Source organism: Kitasatospora sp. NBC_01539 (genome assembly GCF_045040525.1).
Lineage (GTDB): Bacteria > Actinomycetota > Actinomycetes > Streptomycetales > Streptomycetaceae > Kitasatospora.
The window spans coordinates 1,467,791-1,483,112 of record NZ_CP109390.1; the positions used below are offsets into that span (position 1 = coordinate 1,467,791).

Consider the following 15,322-nt stretch of genomic DNA (forward strand, 5'->3'; position numbering starts at 1 on the left):
GGAAAGGGTATTGGCTGAATTATTGGCGCCTTTGTCCCTTCACGGGACGAACGCCGCGGTCCCGCAACGGACTTGTCCGTGCGACGGATCGTCCGGAGCGACGTGGCTGTCCGGTGGCCACCAACTGGCAGGGTGGCCACCGGACAGTACGGGCGGCCGGCTCTCAGGCCGCCTCGGCCTCCGTCTCCGCCGTGGCCTCCGGCACGACGGTCCAGGAGGAGTTGTTCGTCGCGCTCCGCTCCACGGCGTCGATCACCAGCTGCACCTGGAGCGCCTCGGCGAACGAGGGCCGGGGGTCGTGCCCCTCGGCGATCGCCGCGACCAGGTCGCGGGCCTGGTGGGTGAAGCTGTGCTCGTAGCCGAGCCCGTGACCCGGCGGCCACCAGGCGGCCAGGTAGGGGTGGTCGGGCTCGGTGACCAGGATCCGCCGGAAGCCCTGCTCGGCGGCGGGCTGGGCGGTGTCCAGGAACTCCAGCTCGTTGAGCCGCTCGAAGTCGAAGGCGGCCGAGCCGAGCGACCCGTTGACCTCGATCCGCAGCGCGTTCTTGCGGCCGGTGGCGAACCTGGTGGCCTCGAAGGTGGCCAGGGCACCGCTCTCCAGCCGCCCCATGAAGACCGCCGCGTCGTCGACCGTCACCAGCCCGCGCTCGGGCGTGGCGGCCGCCTTCGCGGTGAGCCCGCCGTTGCCCGTCTCCCGGTCGGCGGGCAGCGGCCGCACCGGGACGAAGGTCTCGGTCAGCCCGGTGACCCCGGTCAGCCGGCTGCCGGTCAGGTGGTGCGCCAGGTCGACGATGTGGGCGCCCACGTCGCCCAGCGCGCCGGATCCCGCCCGCTCCTTGCGCAGCCGCCAGACCAGGGGGAACTCCGGATCGGTGATCCAGTCCTGGAGGTAGGCGGCGCGTACGTGCCGGATCTCGCCGAGGCGGCCGTCGGCGATGAGGTTGCGCAGCAGCGCGAGCGCCGGCACACGGCGGTAGGTGAAGCCGCACATGGAACGGATCCCGCGGGCCGCGGCCTCCTCGGCCGCCGCCGCCATGACGCGGGCCTCGGTGACCGTGTTGGCCAGCGGCTTCTCGCACAGCACGTGCTTGCCCGCCGCGAGTGCCGCCACGGCGATCTCGGCGTGGCTGTCGCTGGGGGTGCAGATGTCGATGACGTCGATGTCGTCCCGGGCGACGAGCTCACGCCAGCCCGTGAGGTGCTCCGCCCAGCCGAGCCGGTGCGCGGCGGCCTCGGCCTGGTCGGGGTGGAGGCCGCACAGCGCCGTCTGCTCGACCCGGAGCGGCAGGTCGAAGACGTGGTTCACGGTGCGCCATGCCTGGGAGTGCACGGCGCCCATGAAGGCATGTCCGATCATGCCGATCCGGAGTCGTTGAGTGGACAATTTCTCTCCCTGTCGTGGAGGGACCGGCGCGGCGCCGGTACCCCGGGCGTGCGTCAGAAGCCGAGCGGCAGGTAGCCCGCCACGTTCTCCTTGGTGATGGTCTCCGAGGCGAGGCGGATCTCCTTGGGCACGCCCAGCTCCGCCAGGTCGCCCATGCCGCGACCGTTGGCGACCAGCCTGGCCAGGGAGACGGCCGAGGCGGACATGCTGGGGCTGTAGGTCACGGTGGCCTTGAGGACGCTGTCGTCGTCCCGGATGTGCTCCATGGCCTTGCGGGAGCCGGCGCCCCCGACCATGAAGAACTCCTTGCGTCCGGCCTGGCCGACGGCGGCGAGCACGCCGACGCCCTGGTCGTCGTCGTGGTTCCAGAGCGCGTCCAGCACGGGGGCGGCCTGGAGCAGGTTGGCGGCGACCCGCTGGCCGGAGTCGATGGTGAACTCGGCGGCGGCCCGGTGGCCGACGGTGAAGCCGTAGGTGGCGAGGGTGTCCTTGAAACCCTTGCTCCGCTCCTGGGTGAGCGGCAGGTTGTCGATTCCGGCGATCTCGGCGATGACCGGGCTGGTCTTGCCGGCGGCCTTGAGCCGACCGCCGATGAAGTGGCCGGCGGCCACGCCCATGCCGTAGTTGTCGCCCTTGATCAGCACGCGGAAGGCGAGTTCGTCGGAGAACTCGCGGTCCAGGTTGATGACCGGGATGCCCGCCTGCATGGCCTTGCGGCCGGAGGCGGTGAGCTGGGCGCCGTCGTGCGGCAGCACGATGATGACGTCGGGCTTGGACTGGATCAGGGTCTCCAGGGCGGCGCGCTGCGCGGTGGCGTCCTCGCCGGCCTCGACGGCCTTGAAGGTGACCTCCTTGTACTGCTTGGCGCGGCCCTGCGCGTTGGAGGTGATGGCGGCCATCCAGCCGTGGTCGGCGGCGGGCACGGAGAAGCCGATGGTGATGGCCTTGCCGGGGGCCCCGCTGGTGTCGGCGACCGGGGCGGCGGCGACCGGGTCCTCGTCGTGCTTGTTGGAGGTGCAGCCGACCAGGAGGGCGCCGGCACCGGCGGCGGCACCGGTGAAGAGGATCCTTCTGCGGGAGAGCGGCTGGGGCTGGGTGTTCATGGCATGTCCTTCGCGGGTGGAGGGGGTGGACGTGCGGCCGGCGGCCCGGGGGCCGTACGGCACGGGGACGGGAGGTGGTTCAGCGCCGCCGGAGCAGTTCACGGGGCTGGAACTCCTGGACCAGGACGGCGCCGACGATGATGGCGCCCTTGACGATGTTCTGGACCTCGGTCGGCAGGTTGTTGAGGATGAAGAGGTTGGTGATGGTGGTGAACGCCAGCACACCCATCAGCGAGCCGACGACGCTGCCGCGGCCACCGGTGAGGGCGGTGCCGCCGATGATGGCGGCGGAGATGGCGTCCAGCTCGTAGAGGTCGCCCTGGCCGGAGGAGCCGGCGTTGGCCTGAGCGACGACCATGACGGCGGCGATGCCGCAGCACAGGCCGCAGAGCGCGTACAGGTAGACGGTCTGTCGGCGGACGTTGATGCCGGCCAGCCGGGCGGCCTCCGCGTTGCCGCCGACCGCGACGGTGCGGCGGCCGAAGGTGGTGCGGTTGAGCAGCACCCAGCCGGCGACGGCGACCGCGGCGAAGACCAGCACGAGTGCCGGGATGCCGACCACCTTGGCCTCGGCGAAGCGGTTGATCGCGTCGACCTCGACCGGCTGGGTCTGCTTGTCGGAGATCTTGGTGGCCAGGCCGCGGGCGCCGACCATCATGGCCAGGGTGGCGATGAAGGGCACGAGGCGCCCGTAGGCGACCAGCAGGCCGTTGACGGTGCCGGCCAGCGTGCCGACGAGGACGGCGGTGAAGACCATGCCGGTCGCGCCGAACTCCTGGGTGGCGACGGTGGTGCACCAGACCGCGGCGAGGGCGGTGAGCGCGCCCACCGAGAGGTCGATGCCGCCGCCGATGATCACGAAGGTCATCCCGAGGGCGATGACGCCGATGGCGGAGGCCTGGGTGAGGATGTTGAGGATGTTGCCGCTGGTGAGGAACTGGTCGGAGGCGCTGAACACACCGATGACCACCAGGGCGACCAGGACGGTGGCCAGGCCCAGGTTGCGCCGGACCGGCTCGCTCGCGTCTCCCTTCCACCACCCGGGCTCGGTCGCCGGCGCGTGTGCCGGGGCGAGATCGGTCACTGGACCGCTCCTTCCAGGAGGGACCCCGCCATGACGAGGTCGAGTACCGTCGGTTCGTCGATCTCCGTCGCGCGGGCCTCGCGGACGATCCGGCCCTCGCGCATCACCAGCACCCGGTCGGCGAGACCGAGCACTTCGGGCACCTCGCTGGAGACCAGCAGCACCCCCACGCCGCCGTCGGCCAGTTCCCTGATCACGCGGTAGAGCTCGGCGCGGGCGCCGACGTCCACGCCGCGGGTGGGCTCGTCGAGCAGCAGCAGCCGGGTGCCGCCGAGCAGCCAGCGGCCGACCACCACCTTCTGCTGGTTGCCGCCGGAGAGGGTGCGGACCTTGCGGCCCACGTCGCGCGGGCGCAGCTCCAGCCGGTCGGCGACCTCGGCCGCGGCGGCCCGCTCGGCGCCGCGGCGGACGAAGCCGGCGGCGGCGTGCCGGCTCAGCGTCGCCAGGCCGATGTTCCGCTGCACGGGTTCGCCGAGCAGCAGCGCCTGGCTCTTGCGCTCCTCGGGGGCGAGGCCGAGGCCCGCCCGGACGGCGGCGGGTACGCTGCCGGGCCGCAGCCGGACGCCGTCGACGTCGACCCGGCCGGCGTCGGGGCGGCGGGCACCGAAGACGGTCTCCAGCACCTCGGAGCGGCCGGAGCCGACCAGCCCGGCGATGCCGACGATCTCGCCGGGGCGCACGGTGAAGGAGACGTCGGCGAACTCACCGCGCCGGGTGAGGCCCTCGACCCGGAGCAGTTCGCCGTCGGACGGCGGCGCCTCGGGCCGGGGCGGGAAGACGTACTCCAGCGAGCGGCCGGTCATCCGGGAGACGAGTTCGGCGGCCGGGGTGTCGGCGGGCAGGTCGGCGGCGGTGGTGCGGCCGTCCTTGAGGACGGTGACCCGGTCGCAGATCTCGCGGATCTCGTCCAGGCGGTGCGAGATGTAGATGACCGCGATGCCCTGGGAGCGCAGCGTGCGGATCATCCGGAAGAGGTTCTCGACCTCGTCGTGGGCGAGCACCGCGCTGGGCTCGTCCATGATGATCAGCCGGGCGCTGCCCGAGAGGGCTCGGGCCATGCTGACGATCTGCTGGGCGGCGGCGGGGAGTCTGCCCACGGGGCGGGTGACCGGGATCTCTCCGTGGCCGAGGCGCTGGAGCACGGCCCTGGCGTTCTCCCTGACGGCGCCGCGGTGGACGAAGCCGGCGGTGCGCGGCTCGTGGCCGAGGAAGATGTTCTCCGCGACCGTCATGTCGGGCACCAGGTCGAGTTCCTGGTAGATCGTGGCGATCCCGGCCCGCATGGCGGCCTGCGGCCCGGTGAACGCCGTGCGCCGTCCCTGCCAGCGCAGTTCGCCCGCGTCGGGCCGGTGCACTCCCGAGAGGACCTTGATCAGGGTGGACTTGCCGGCGCCGTTCTGGCCGAGCAGGCAGTGCACCTCGCCGGGGCGCACGGTGAGTTCCACGCCGTCCAGGGCGCGGACGCCGGGGAACGTCTTGACGATGCCGCGCAGGGTGAGGAGTGGCGCTTCGTCGGCACCGGCGGCGGCGTGGTCCGTGCGGGCGGGGGCCGGGGGGTCGGTCATGAAGGTCTCCCGTAGACGAGTTCGCTGGCCAGCAGGGCGGCGCCGACGACGCCGGCCCGGGAACCGAGTTCGGACAGGACCACGGGCAGATTGCCGGTGGCGAGCGGCAGCGAGCGCTGGTAGACCACGCTGCGGATCTCGGCGAGCAGCAGGTGGCCCAGCCCTGCCAGCCCTCCGCCGATGACGATCATCGACGGGTTCATGAAGTTCGCGAGCGTGGCCAGTGCCTGGCCGACCCGGCGACCGCCTTCGCGGATCAGGTTGACGCAGGCGATGTCGCCGGCCGTCGCGCCGGCGGCGACGTCCTCGGCCGTGAGGACGCCGGTGGCGGCGAGCCGCTCGGCCAGGGCCGGGGCCCGGCCCGACCGGGCCGCCGCCATGGCGTCCCGGGCGAGTGCGGTGGCTCCGAAGTAGGCCTCCAGGCAGCCGGTGCTGCCGCAGGCGCAGACGGGTCCGCCGGCCTCGACCTGCAGGTGGCCGATGTCGCCCGCGCACCCCTCGGCGCCCCGGTAGATCCGGCCGTGGATCTGGATGCCGCAGCCGATGCCGCTGCCGATCTTGACGAAGAGCAGGTCGTCGACGGCCCGGGCCACACCGCTGTGCTGTTCGCCGAGGGCCATCACGTTGACGTCGTTGTCCACCACCACGGGGCAGTCGTGTGCGCGGGCGAGCTCGTCGCGCACGGGGAAGCGGTCCCAGCCGGGCATGATCGGCGGGGAGACGGGGACGCCGTCGCGGAAGCTGACGGGCCCCGGGACCCCGATGCCGATGGCGCTCAGGCGGGCGTAGTGGCCCTGGGCGCGCAGGGCGTGCAGCAGTTCGCCGATCCGCTCCAGCACCACGGCGGGACCGGAGCGGACGTCGCAGGCTTCGGCCCGGGAGGCGACCGGCTCCAGGCGGCCGTCGGTGATCTCGACGTTCACCCAGTCGGTGTCCAGGTCGACGGCGGCGAAGCGTACACCGGGATGGAGTTCGACCAGGGTGGAGCGGCGGCCTCCCCTGGACAGGGCGGGCCCCGCCTCCAGCACGTGGCCGGCGGCGACCATGCGGTCGAGTTCGGCCAGCAGTCGCGGACGCGGCACCTCCAGCCGGCCGGACAACTCGGCACGGGACAGCGGGCCGTGATCGCGTAAAAGGCTCAGTACGCCGTACCGGACGCTCACTTGGGATCACCTCCTTCTGAAGGACGGGAGTCCGACGGCGTCGCGGGGACCGTCGCGCCCGCCGGGTGGTGGGTGGACCGTGCGGATGCCGGCGGGGCATGCGCCTCCCGCCCCGGGGCATGCGGCAGGCGGCAGGCGGCAGACCTGCGGATCGACGGAGTGGTGGTGCCGGGCGACCGTACGGACGTCGCCCGACCGGCGGCCCGCGGCCTGACGGGCCCGGGCTGCACTGCCAGACCGTAGGGACGGCGCGGTGCCTCTGTCCAGATCTTTGGCAGAGAACGGTGAAACTTTTCTACGAGTGGGTCAAAAGTATGTCTCCCCTGACGCGCCTTTAAGTTCCTTCCCCCGTTAGTCTCTTGACAGCCCGCCATCGGAGCGCCCACGCTCGTGACGCCGCCGTGACCCCCCGCGGACACCGCGGCTTCCCGCGCACCCGCCCCTCCCGCATGGAGGCTCCATGCCCACCGGACTCTGGCTCATCGGTGCCCGCGGTTCCGTTGCGACCACCTCGGTCCTCGGCCTGCTGGCCCTGAGAGCAGGCCTCGCCGCACCCGACGGCTGTGTCACCGAACTCCCGCCCTTCGCCGCTGCCGCACTGCCGGAGTGGGCCGACCTGGTCGTGGGCGGCCACGACACGTCCGACCTGCGGCTCCGCAAGAAGGCCGGGGAGCTGGCCGACTCCGGCGTCGTCCCCGCGCGGCTCGTGGCCGCACTGGCCACCGAACTGGCCGCCGTCGAAGCCGATCTACGTCCCGCCCCCGCACCCGGGGACCACCCCGACCAGGCCTCCGCGGTGCGCGCCGTCCGCGCCGACCTCGCCGAGTTCGCCCACCGTCACGCGCTGTCCCGCGTCGTGGTCGTCAACCTCTCCAACACCGAGCCCGCGGCGACGCCGCACCCCGCGCACGACGACCTGGACGCCCTGCGCGACGCCCTGGAGGAACCCGGTGCGGCCGTGCTGCCGCCCAGCTCGCTCTACGCCCTCGCCGCGCTCGAACAGGGCTGCCCCTACGTGGACTTCACCCCCTCCACCGGTGCACGACTGCCTGCCCTGAGGCAGTTGGCGGAACGTCGGGGCCTCCCCCTGGCAGGACACGACGGCAAGACCGGCGAGACGCTGCTGAAGTCCGTGCTGGCCCCGATGTTCGCGATGCGCAACCTCAGGGTCCGCAGCTGGTCCGGCATCAACCTGCTGGGCGGCGGCGACGGCGCCTCCCTGGCCGACCCGGGCGCCAACGCCGCCAAGACCGCCAGCAAGCAGCAGGTGCTCCCGGCGATCCTGGGCCACCGGCCCGAGGGCGACTGCCGGATCGACTACGTGCCCGACCTGGGAGACTTCAAGACCGCCTGGGACCTGGTGAGCTTCTCCGGCTTCCTGGACACCCGGATGCGACTGGAGTTCACCTGGCACGGCTGCGACTCGGCGCTGGCCGCACCCCTGGTCCTGGACCTCGCCCGGCTGACCGCCGCCGCCCACCGCGCCGGGATCGCCGGCCCCCTGCCCGACCTCGCCTTCTTCTTCAAGGACCCGCTCGACCCGGAGGGCGACCTGCCGCACGGCCTGGCGGAGCAGTGGGCGCGGCTGTGCACCTTCGCCGAGCGGCTGGGCGGCCCGGCGGAGCACCCGGACACCTCCCCCGACCGGACCGGCGCCTCCCCGGACCGGACCGGCAGGGACTGCGCCGCCGGGACCCCCCGGTGACGACGCTGCCCGACCTGGCCGAGCTGGTCCGGGCGCCAGCCGCCCTCTCCGTACCGGGCGACCTCGTCGCCGGGGCCTCCGCCGCAGGCTGCCTCGGCCCGCGGACGGCCGGGCTGGCAGCTGCCTCCATCGCCTTCTACTGGGCCGGAATGGCCGCCAACGACTGGGCCGACCGCGAGCTGGACGCCAGGGAGCGGCCGGAGCGGCCGATCCCCTCGGGCAGGGTCTCACCGGCCACCGCACTGGCCCTGGCCACCGGGCTGACCTGCGCCGGAGTCACCCTTGCCGCGGCGGCCGGCGGCTACCGGGCCCTGGCCGCGGCCGTACCGCTGGCCGGTGCCCTGTGGGCCTACGACCTCACGGCACGGGGCGGGGCCGCCGGCCCGCCCGTGATGGCCTGCTGCAGGACACTGAACGTCCTGCTGGGAGCAAGCGGCGGGCGACCGGGCCGCGCACTGCCCGCCGCGCTGGCGGTCGGTGCGCACACCTGGACGGTGACCGCGCTGTCCCGCGCGGAGGTGTCGGGCGCGGCCCCCGCGCTCCCCGCCGCCACCCTGGCCGCCACCCTCGCCCTGACCACCGCGGTCGGCACCCGCACGACGGGCACCGCCGGCACCCTCGCCGGCTGGTACGCCGCCGGGTACGGATCCGCCCAGGCAGCCGCGGTACGGTCGCCGACCGCCTCCCGGATCCGGGAGGCGGTCACCGCCGGCATCACGTCCCTGCCGTCCCTGCAGGCCTCCCTCACGGCCCGGCACGGCCGGCCGCGGACCGCCCTCGCCCTGGCCGCCGCGACGGTGGCGGGCAGGCTGCTCGCCCGACGGATGTCCCCGACCTGACCCGGCGCTCCGTCCGTTCCGCACCTGCGCCCGGTCCGGCACGAGCCCCCCCCCACCCCCACGCGTCCCCGAAGGAGCCCCCCGCGCATGACCGGCCCCCCCTCACCGCTGCGCTTCGGCTACGGCACCAACGGCTTCGGCGACCACCGGCTGACCGACGCCCTCCGGATCATCGCCGACCTCGGCTACCAGGGCGTCGCCCTGACGTTGGACCACCACCACCTGGACCCGTTCGCCCCCGACCTCGCCCGCCGCACGGCCGCCGTCGCCGACCTGCTGCGCGAACTCGGCCTGGCCGTGGTGGTGGAGACCGGCGCCCGCTACCTGCTCGACCCGCGCCGCAAGCACCGCCCCACCCTGCTCGACGACGACCCCGCCCCCCGCCTGGCCTATCTGCGGCACGCCGTGGAAGTCGGCGCCGACCTGGGCGCCGAGGCCGTCTCCCTCTGGTCGGGCACACCCGATCCGGGCACCGAACCCGGCACCGCCTGGCAGCGGCTGACGGCAGGCTGCGCGGAGCTGGTCGCAGCCGCCGAACGGGCGGACGTCGTGCTGGGCTTCGAGCCCGAACCGGGGATGCTGGTCGCGGACCTCGCGGACTGGCACGAGCTGCGCCGCCGCCTCGGCGCCCCGCAGCGCTTCGGGCTCACGCTCGACATCGGCCACTGCCGCTGCCTGGAGCCGGACCCGGTGCCGGACTGCGTGACGGCGGCCGCACCGTACCTGGTGCATGTCCAGATCGACGACATGCGGCGGAGCGTGCACGAGCACCTGGAGTTCGGCACCGGCGAGATCGACTTCCCGCCGGTGCTGGGTGCCCTGGCCGCATCCGGCTACCGCGGCCTGACCTCGGTGGAACTGCCCCGGCACTCCCACGCCGCCCCCCGGGTCGCCGCCGAGTCGCTCGCCTTCCTGCACGCCGCCGCCGGACCGGCCGCCCGCCGGGCGGATCCGGAGAACACCGCCCCGACGCCGCGGGAACCGTCCGGCGCCCCCGGGCGCCCCCAGGACTCCCGGCGGCTGCAGACCACCCCACCCGGCACCCGACGGAGGAACAGGTGACCCGAACGACCCTCCCGCCCGCGACCGGGCCGACGCCCTCCTTCGCGGAGCTCCGGACCGCCCTCGCGCTCCTGCCCGCTGCCGACTGGCTCGCCTCGGCGGCCCGGCACGTGACCGCCGCCGACCGTGACACCCGGGCATCGGTGCTGGGCCGCCGTCTGGCTGCGGCCGCCCGCCGGTGCGGCCGCAGCCCGCTGCCCACCGTGCCCGGATGGACGGCCGACGAGGCAGCCCGCGCCGTGCTGCTCGGCGCCGTCGGGCTGGAGGGCGCCGCGCTGGCCGAGGTGGTGACGGAGGCGTACCGGGCGGGTGACACCGCCGAGAAGCGCGCCGTGCTCAAGGCCCTGCCCCTGCTGGGGATCGGCCACCTCGGGGTACCGCTGCTGCTCGACGCCGTCCGCACCAACGACCCCCGGCTGCTGGCCGCCGCACTCGGCCCCGCCGCCGACCACCTCGACGACGCGATCTGGCGCCAGTCCGTGCTGAAGTGCGTCTTCACCGGGGTGCCGCTGACCGTCGTCCACCGTCTGGACCGGCGCGCCGACGCAACCCTGGCCACCATGCTGGCGGGCTTCGCCGAGGAGCGGCGTGCCGCGGGGCGCCCCGTACCGGCCGACGCCGCCGTCCTGCTCGAGCGCCTGGCCCACCGCCGGAACCAGCCGGCCGACGCCGCCCAACGTCCCGTCGACGACCCCCGGGACCGCCCGCACCCTCCGCAGCAGGAGAGCTGATGCGCATCTTCGACCCGCACGTCCACATGACCTCCCGCACCACCGACGACTACCGCCGGATGGCCGCCGCCGGCATCCGGGCGGTCGTCGAGCCGGCCTTCTGGCTGGGCCAGCCGCGTACCGGGGTCTCCTCCTTCACCGACTACTTCGACGCGCTGCTCGGCTGGGAGCCGTACCGGGCGTCGCTGTACGGGGTCAGCCACCACTGCACCCTGGCGCTCAACCCGAAGGAGGCCAACGACCCGCGCTGCCGCGAGGTGCTGGACGTCCTGCCCGGCTACCTGGAGAAGGACGGCGTGGTCGCGGTCGGCGAGATCGGCTACGACTCGATGACCCCCGAGGAGGACGGCGTCTTCTCCGCCCAGCTGGCACTGGCGGTGGAGCACGGACTGCCCGCACTCGTCCACACCCCGCACCGGGACAAGGCCGCCGGCACCGACCGGACGCTGGCCGTGGTGCGGGAGTCCGGCATCGACCCCGGCCTGGCGCTGGTCGACCACCTCAACGAGCTGACGGTGCAGCGGGTCCTGGACGCCGGATGCTGGGCCGGGTTCTCCGTCTACCCGGACACCAAGATGACACCGGAGCGCACGGTGGCCCTGCTGCTCCGGTACGGCACCGACCGGATCCTGGTCAACTCGGCGGCGGACTGGGGCCACTCCGATCCGCTCCTCACCGAGGAGACCGGGCGGGCCATGCTGGCCGCCGGCTTCACCTCCGACGACGTGGACCAGGTCCTGTGGCGGAACCCGGTCGACTTCTACTCCCGGTCGGGCCGGCTGGAGCTCGGCACGGACTCACGGCCGGCGGACGCGTTCGCCGGGAACTCCGTACGCCGAGGGGGCAGCTGATGCGTTTCCACCTGCCCGACCCGGCCTCACCCACCCGCCGGCCCCGCACCCTCCACCTGGGCTACTGCACCAACGTGCACCCCGCCGAGGACCTGCCCGGCATCGTGGACCAGCTGGACCGGTACGCCGCCGCGGTACGCCGGACCCTGGACACGCCGGTCCTCGGCGTGGGCCTGTGGCTCGCCGCCCCCGTCGCGGCCGCCCTCGCCGCCGACCCCGCCGCCCGGGCCCGGCTCCGCCTCGAACTGACCGCCCGCGGCCTGGAGGTGGTGACCCTCAACGGCTTCCCCTACCAGGCGTTCCACGCGCCCGTGGTCAAGCACCGGGTGTACCGGCCGGACTGGACCACCCCCGAGCGGCTGGCCCACACCCTCAACCTCGCCGCCGTCCTCGCCGACCTGCTGCCGGACGACGCGGCCCGCGGCTCGGTCTCCACCCTCCCCCTGGCCTGGCGCACACCCTGGGACGGCGACCGCGCCGACCGTTGCGCCCGGGCGCTGGACCAGCTCGCCGCCGGGCTGGCGGAGCTCGAACGACGCACCGGCCGCCAGGTGCGCGTGGGCTTCGAACCCGAGCCGGGATGCGTGGTGGAGACCACCGAGCAGGCCGCCGCCCTGCTGTGGGGCGCCGACCCCGAGCGGATCGGGATCTGCCTGGACCTCGCCCATCTGGCCTGCGCCCACGAGGATCCGCGGGCCGCGCTGGCCCGGCTGGCAGCCGCCGGGCTGCCCGTGGTCAAGGTCCAGCTGTCGGCCGCGCTGGAGGTCGCGGACCCCGCCACCGCCGGTGCGGCACTGCACGGCTGGTCAGAACCGCGCTTCCTGCACCAGGTGCGCTCCCCCGCCGGCCACGGCACCGACGACCTGGACGAGGCGGTGCACCGGCGGCTGCCCGGCCCCTGGCGCGTCCACTACCACGTGCCGCTGCACGCGGACCCCGCGCCGCCGCTGCGCTCCACCACCCCCGTGCTGCGAGCCGCCCTGGACGACCTGCTGCGTCCTGACGGCCCCGGCTGCGACCACCTGGAGGTGGAGACCTACACCTGGGAGGTCCTGCCCGACGGCGCCCGGCCCCGCACCGAGGCCGAACTGGCCGACGGCATCGCCGCCGAACTCGCCTGGGCGGCACGGGAACTGTCCGTCCGCGGCGCCGTCCCGGCCGAGACCACGGAGCTGAGCGCATGAGCGGCAACCCCCTGGTCGTCGTCGACGTGGTCGGGCTGACCCCCCGGCTGCTGGCCCACATGCCCCGGCTGCGGGCGGTGGGCGAACGCGGCTTCCGTGCCGAACTGGGCACGGTGCTGCCCGCCGTCACCTGCTCGGTGCAGTCCACCTTCCTCACCGGCGAGCCGCCGTCGGGCCACGGCGTAGTCGGCAACGGCTGGTACTTCCGGGACCTCGGCGAGGTGCTGCTGTGGCGTCAGCACAACGCACTGGTCGGCGGGGAGAAGCTGTGGCAGACGGCCCGCCGCGCCCGCCCCGGCTACACCGTCGCCAACATCTGCTGGTGGTACGCGATGGGCGCGGACGTGGACTGGACCGTCACCCCCCGCCCGGTCTACCACGCCGACGGCCGCAAGGACCCGGACTGCTACACCCACCCGCCCGAGCTGCACGACCGGCTGACCGGCACGGTGGGCACCTTCCCCCTCTTCCAGTACTGGGGGCCGGGCGCCGGCCTGGCCTCCTCCCGCTGGATCTGCCGCGCCGCCCGCCAGGTGATGGCCGACCACGACCCCGACCTGACCCTGGTGTACGTCCCGCACCTCGACTACGACCTCCAGCGGTACGGCCCGGCCGACCCGCGCAGCGCCGCCGCCGCCCGGGAGCTGGACGCCGAGCTGGGACCGCTGCTGGACGCGGCCGAGCGACGGGGCGCGACCGTGGTGGTGCTCTCCGAGTACGGCATCACCGAGGCGCGCCGCCCCGTCGACGTCAACCGGCTGCTGCGCGCCGAGGGCCTGCTGCACGTGCACACCCAGGCCGGCATGGAGTACCTGGACCCCTGGACCTCCCGGGCGTTCGCCGTCGCCGACCACCAGGTCGCCCACGTCTACGTACGGGACCGGGCGGACGTGGCCGCGGTGCGCAAGCTCTGCGAGGCGCTGCCCGGGGTGGACCTGGTGCTGGACGCCGACGGGAAGGCCGCGCACGGCCTGGACCACCCACGCGCGGGTGAGCTGGTGCTGGTCGCCGAGCCCGACGCGTGGTTCACCTACTACTACTGGCTGGACGACGACGACGCCCCGGACTTCGCCCGGACGGTGGAGATCCACCGCAAGCCCGGCTACGACCCGGCGGAGCTCCTCTTCGACCCCGCGGCGCCGGGCGCGGCCAAACGCCGTGCGGCGCTCGCGCTGGCCCGCAAGAAACTCGGCCTGCGGTACACCATGGACGTCGTCGGCCTCGACGCCGGCGCACGGGCGGTGCGGGGCTCGCACGGACGGCTGCCCGACGATCCCGCGGACGGGCCGGTGCTGCTCTGCTCCGCCGCGTCCGCCGCCCGGGACCGGATCGCCGCCACCGAGGTGAAGGGCCTGCTGCTGGAACTGGCCGGGCTGTCCGACGCCGGACCCGCCTGAATGACCTTCCCGTCGTGTCCCACCCCCGAGAGAGCCCCAGGAGGCGCCCGTATGACCCGACCCTTCACCCTGTTCACCGGCCAGTGGGCGGACCTACCCCTGACGGAGGTCTGCCGACTGGCCCGCGACTGGGGCTTCGACGGTCTGGAACTCGCCTGCTGGGGCGACCACTTCGAGGTCCAGCGGGCCCTGAACGAGGAGGGCTACCTCGACGGGCTGCGCGCCCTGCTCGACTCGTACGGGCTGCGCTGCTGGGCCCTCTCCAACCACCTGGTGGGCCAGGCCGTCTGCGACCACCCGGTGGACGAACGGCACCAGGCCATCCTTCCGGCCCGCATCTGGGGCGACGGCGAACCCGAAGGCGTGCGGCGACGGGCCGCCGCCGAGATGGCGGACACCGTACGGGCCGCGGCGGCCTTCGGCGTGGACACCGTGGTCGGCTTCACCGGGTCGTCGATCTGGCACACGGTGGCGATGTTCCCGCCGGTGCCGCAGGCCATGGTGGACCGTGGCTACGCGGACTTCGCCGAGCGCTGGAACCCGATCCTGGACGTCTGCGACGAGGTCGGCGTGCGGTTCGCCCTGGAGGTGCACCCCGGCGAGATCGCGTACGACTTCTGGACCGCCCGCCGCACCCTGGAGGCGGTCGGTCACCGCCCCGCCTTCGGCCTCAACTTCGACCCCAGCCACTTCGCCTGGCAGGACCTCGACCCGGTGGGCTTCCTCGACGCCTTCCGGGACCGGATCTACCACGTGGACTGCAAGGAGGCCCGCAAGCGCCTGGACGGCCGCAACGGCCGGCTCGGCTCCCACCTGCCCTGGGGCGACCCGCACCGCGGCTGGGACTTCGTCTCGGTCGGCCACGGCGACGTGCCCTGGGAGGACGTCTTCCGGATGCTCAACTCCATCGGCTACACCGGCCCGATCAGCGTGGAGTGGGAGGACGCGGGGATGGACCGGCTGCACGGCGCCCCCGAATCCCTGACGCACCTGCGGCGCTACGCCTTCACCCCGCCGGCCCGGTCCTTCGACGCCGCCTTCTCCTCCGGGAACGCCGACGGCTGAGCGCACGCCGAGCACCGGAGGCACTGCTTCACGTTCCCCGGGTGGGGGCGGCCGGCACCGGCCGCCCCCACCGCCGTTCTCCGTCGCGCCCCGACCGTTCGCCTCCCGAGCCCGGCCGGCGCATCCCTGACGCGACGTCAGCGCGCGACCGGCCGGACCCGCCCACTCCCAGCCCCTCCCGGCCCCTCC

General features: G+C 74.2%; 13 protein-coding genes. 8 read left to right on the top strand and 5 right to left on the bottom strand.

The annotated features are described in order from the left end of the window. Positions 1–163 precede the first annotated feature (163 nt). From OG335_RS06215 to OG335_RS06235, 5 genes are all read right to left on the bottom strand, one after another. On the bottom strand, positions 164–1,357 hold the full coding sequence (locus OG335_RS06215) for a Gfo/Idh/MocA family protein (RefSeq protein WP_405015321.1): 1,194 nt from the start codon (positions 1,355–1,357) through the stop codon (positions 164–166). A gap of 80 nt (positions 1,358–1,437) precedes the next feature. Continuing rightward, the gene (locus tag OG335_RS06220; RefSeq protein ID WP_405009988.1) at positions 1,438–2,487 is read right to left on the bottom strand and encodes a substrate-binding domain-containing protein; all 1,050 of its coding nucleotides are present in this window, start codon (positions 2,485–2,487) and stop codon (positions 1,438–1,440) included. Positions 2,488–2,566: 79 nt separating this feature from the next. Further along, the gene (locus tag OG335_RS06225; protein ID WP_405009989.1) at positions 2,567–3,571 is read right to left on the bottom strand and encodes an ABC transporter permease; all 1,005 of its coding nucleotides are present in this window, start codon (positions 3,569–3,571) and stop codon (positions 2,567–2,569) included. Beyond that, a complete protein-coding gene (locus OG335_RS06230) occupies positions 3,568–5,136 on the bottom strand; it encodes a sugar ABC transporter ATP-binding protein (protein WP_405009990.1) in 1,569 nt (522 codons plus the stop codon). Before OG335_RS06230 ends, OG335_RS06225 begins: the two co-directional genes overlap by 4 nt. Then, positions 5,133–6,299 (bottom strand): ROK family protein, encoded by a 1,167-nt coding sequence (locus OG335_RS06235; RefSeq protein ID WP_405009991.1) that lies wholly within the window; start codon positions 6,297–6,299, stop codon positions 5,133–5,135. Before OG335_RS06235 ends, OG335_RS06230 begins: the two co-directional genes overlap by 4 nt. A gap of 460 nt (positions 6,300–6,759) precedes the next feature. On the opposite strand from OG335_RS06235, the gene OG335_RS06240 reads away from it, so the two are divergent. From OG335_RS06240 to OG335_RS06275, 8 genes are all read left to right on the top strand, one after another. Continuing rightward, entirely contained in the window at positions 6,760–8,004 is a 1,245-nt protein-coding gene (locus tag OG335_RS06240) for an inositol-3-phosphate synthase (protein ID WP_405009992.1), read from the top strand. Then, entirely contained in the window at positions 8,001–8,843 is an 843-nt protein-coding gene (locus OG335_RS06245) for an SCO3242 family prenyltransferase (protein WP_405009993.1), read from the top strand. The genes OG335_RS06240 and OG335_RS06245 overlap by 4 nt, the downstream gene beginning before the upstream one ends. An 87-nt stretch (positions 8,844–8,930) precedes the next feature. Beyond that, positions 8,931–9,905 carry a sugar phosphate isomerase/epimerase family protein gene (locus OG335_RS06250; RefSeq protein ID WP_405009994.1) on the top strand — a complete coding sequence of 325 codons (975 nt, stop codon included), beginning with the start codon at positions 8,931–8,933 and terminating at the stop codon, positions 9,903–9,905. Continuing rightward, positions 9,902–10,636, top strand: a complete 735-nt coding sequence (locus OG335_RS06255) for an EboA domain-containing protein (protein ID WP_405009995.1) — start codon at positions 9,902–9,904, stop codon at positions 10,634–10,636. The genes OG335_RS06250 and OG335_RS06255 overlap by 4 nt, the downstream gene beginning before the upstream one ends. Next, positions 10,636–11,487, top strand: a complete 852-nt coding sequence (locus OG335_RS06260) for a TatD family hydrolase (RefSeq protein ID WP_405009996.1) — start codon at positions 10,636–10,638, stop codon at positions 11,485–11,487. Before OG335_RS06255 ends, OG335_RS06260 begins: the two co-directional genes overlap by 1 nt. Next, on the top strand, positions 11,487–12,671 hold the full coding sequence (eboE, locus tag OG335_RS06265) for a metabolite traffic protein EboE (RefSeq protein ID WP_405009997.1): 1,185 nt from the start codon (positions 11,487–11,489) through the stop codon (positions 12,669–12,671). The genes OG335_RS06260 and eboE overlap by 1 nt, the downstream gene beginning before the upstream one ends. Further along, positions 12,668–14,068: a nucleotide pyrophosphatase/phosphodiesterase family protein gene (locus tag OG335_RS06270; RefSeq protein WP_405009998.1), complete on the top strand. Its 1,401-nt coding sequence runs from the start codon at positions 12,668–12,670 to the stop codon at positions 14,066–14,068. The genes eboE and OG335_RS06270 overlap by 4 nt, the downstream gene beginning before the upstream one ends. A 51-nt stretch (positions 14,069–14,119) precedes the next feature. After that, positions 14,120–15,133 (top strand): sugar phosphate isomerase/epimerase family protein, encoded by a 1,014-nt coding sequence (locus OG335_RS06275; protein ID WP_405009999.1) that lies wholly within the window; start codon positions 14,120–14,122, stop codon positions 15,131–15,133. Positions 15,134–15,322: the final 189 nt, after the last annotated feature.

Excerpts from the sequence above, each read along its gene's own strand:
- OG335_RS06275 (WP_405009999.1), top strand. The coding sequence starts at position 14,120 with ATGACCCGACCCTTCACCCTGTTCACCGGCCAGTGGGCGGACCTACCC.
- OG335_RS06215 (WP_405015321.1), bottom strand. The coding sequence starts at position 1,357 with ATGATCGGACATGCCTTCATGGGCGCCGTGCACTCCCAGGCATGGCGC.
- OG335_RS06230 (WP_405009990.1), bottom strand. The coding sequence starts at position 5,136 with ATGACCGACCCCCCGGCCCCCGCCCGCACGGACCACGCCGCCGCCGGT.
- OG335_RS06250 (WP_405009994.1), top strand. The coding sequence starts at position 8,931 with ATGACCGGCCCCCCCTCACCGCTGCGCTTCGGCTACGGCACCAACGGC.
- OG335_RS06240 (WP_405009992.1), top strand. The coding sequence starts at position 6,760 with ATGCCCACCGGACTCTGGCTCATCGGTGCCCGCGGTTCCGTTGCGACC.
- OG335_RS06270 (WP_405009998.1), top strand. The coding sequence starts at position 12,668 with ATGAGCGGCAACCCCCTGGTCGTCGTCGACGTGGTCGGGCTGACCCCC.
- eboE (WP_405009997.1), top strand. The coding sequence starts at position 11,487 with ATGCGTTTCCACCTGCCCGACCCGGCCTCACCCACCCGCCGGCCCCGC.
- OG335_RS06260 (WP_405009996.1), top strand. The coding sequence starts at position 10,636 with ATGCGCATCTTCGACCCGCACGTCCACATGACCTCCCGCACCACCGAC.
- OG335_RS06220 (WP_405009988.1), bottom strand. The coding sequence starts at position 2,487 with ATGAACACCCAGCCCCAGCCGCTCTCCCGCAGAAGGATCCTCTTCACC.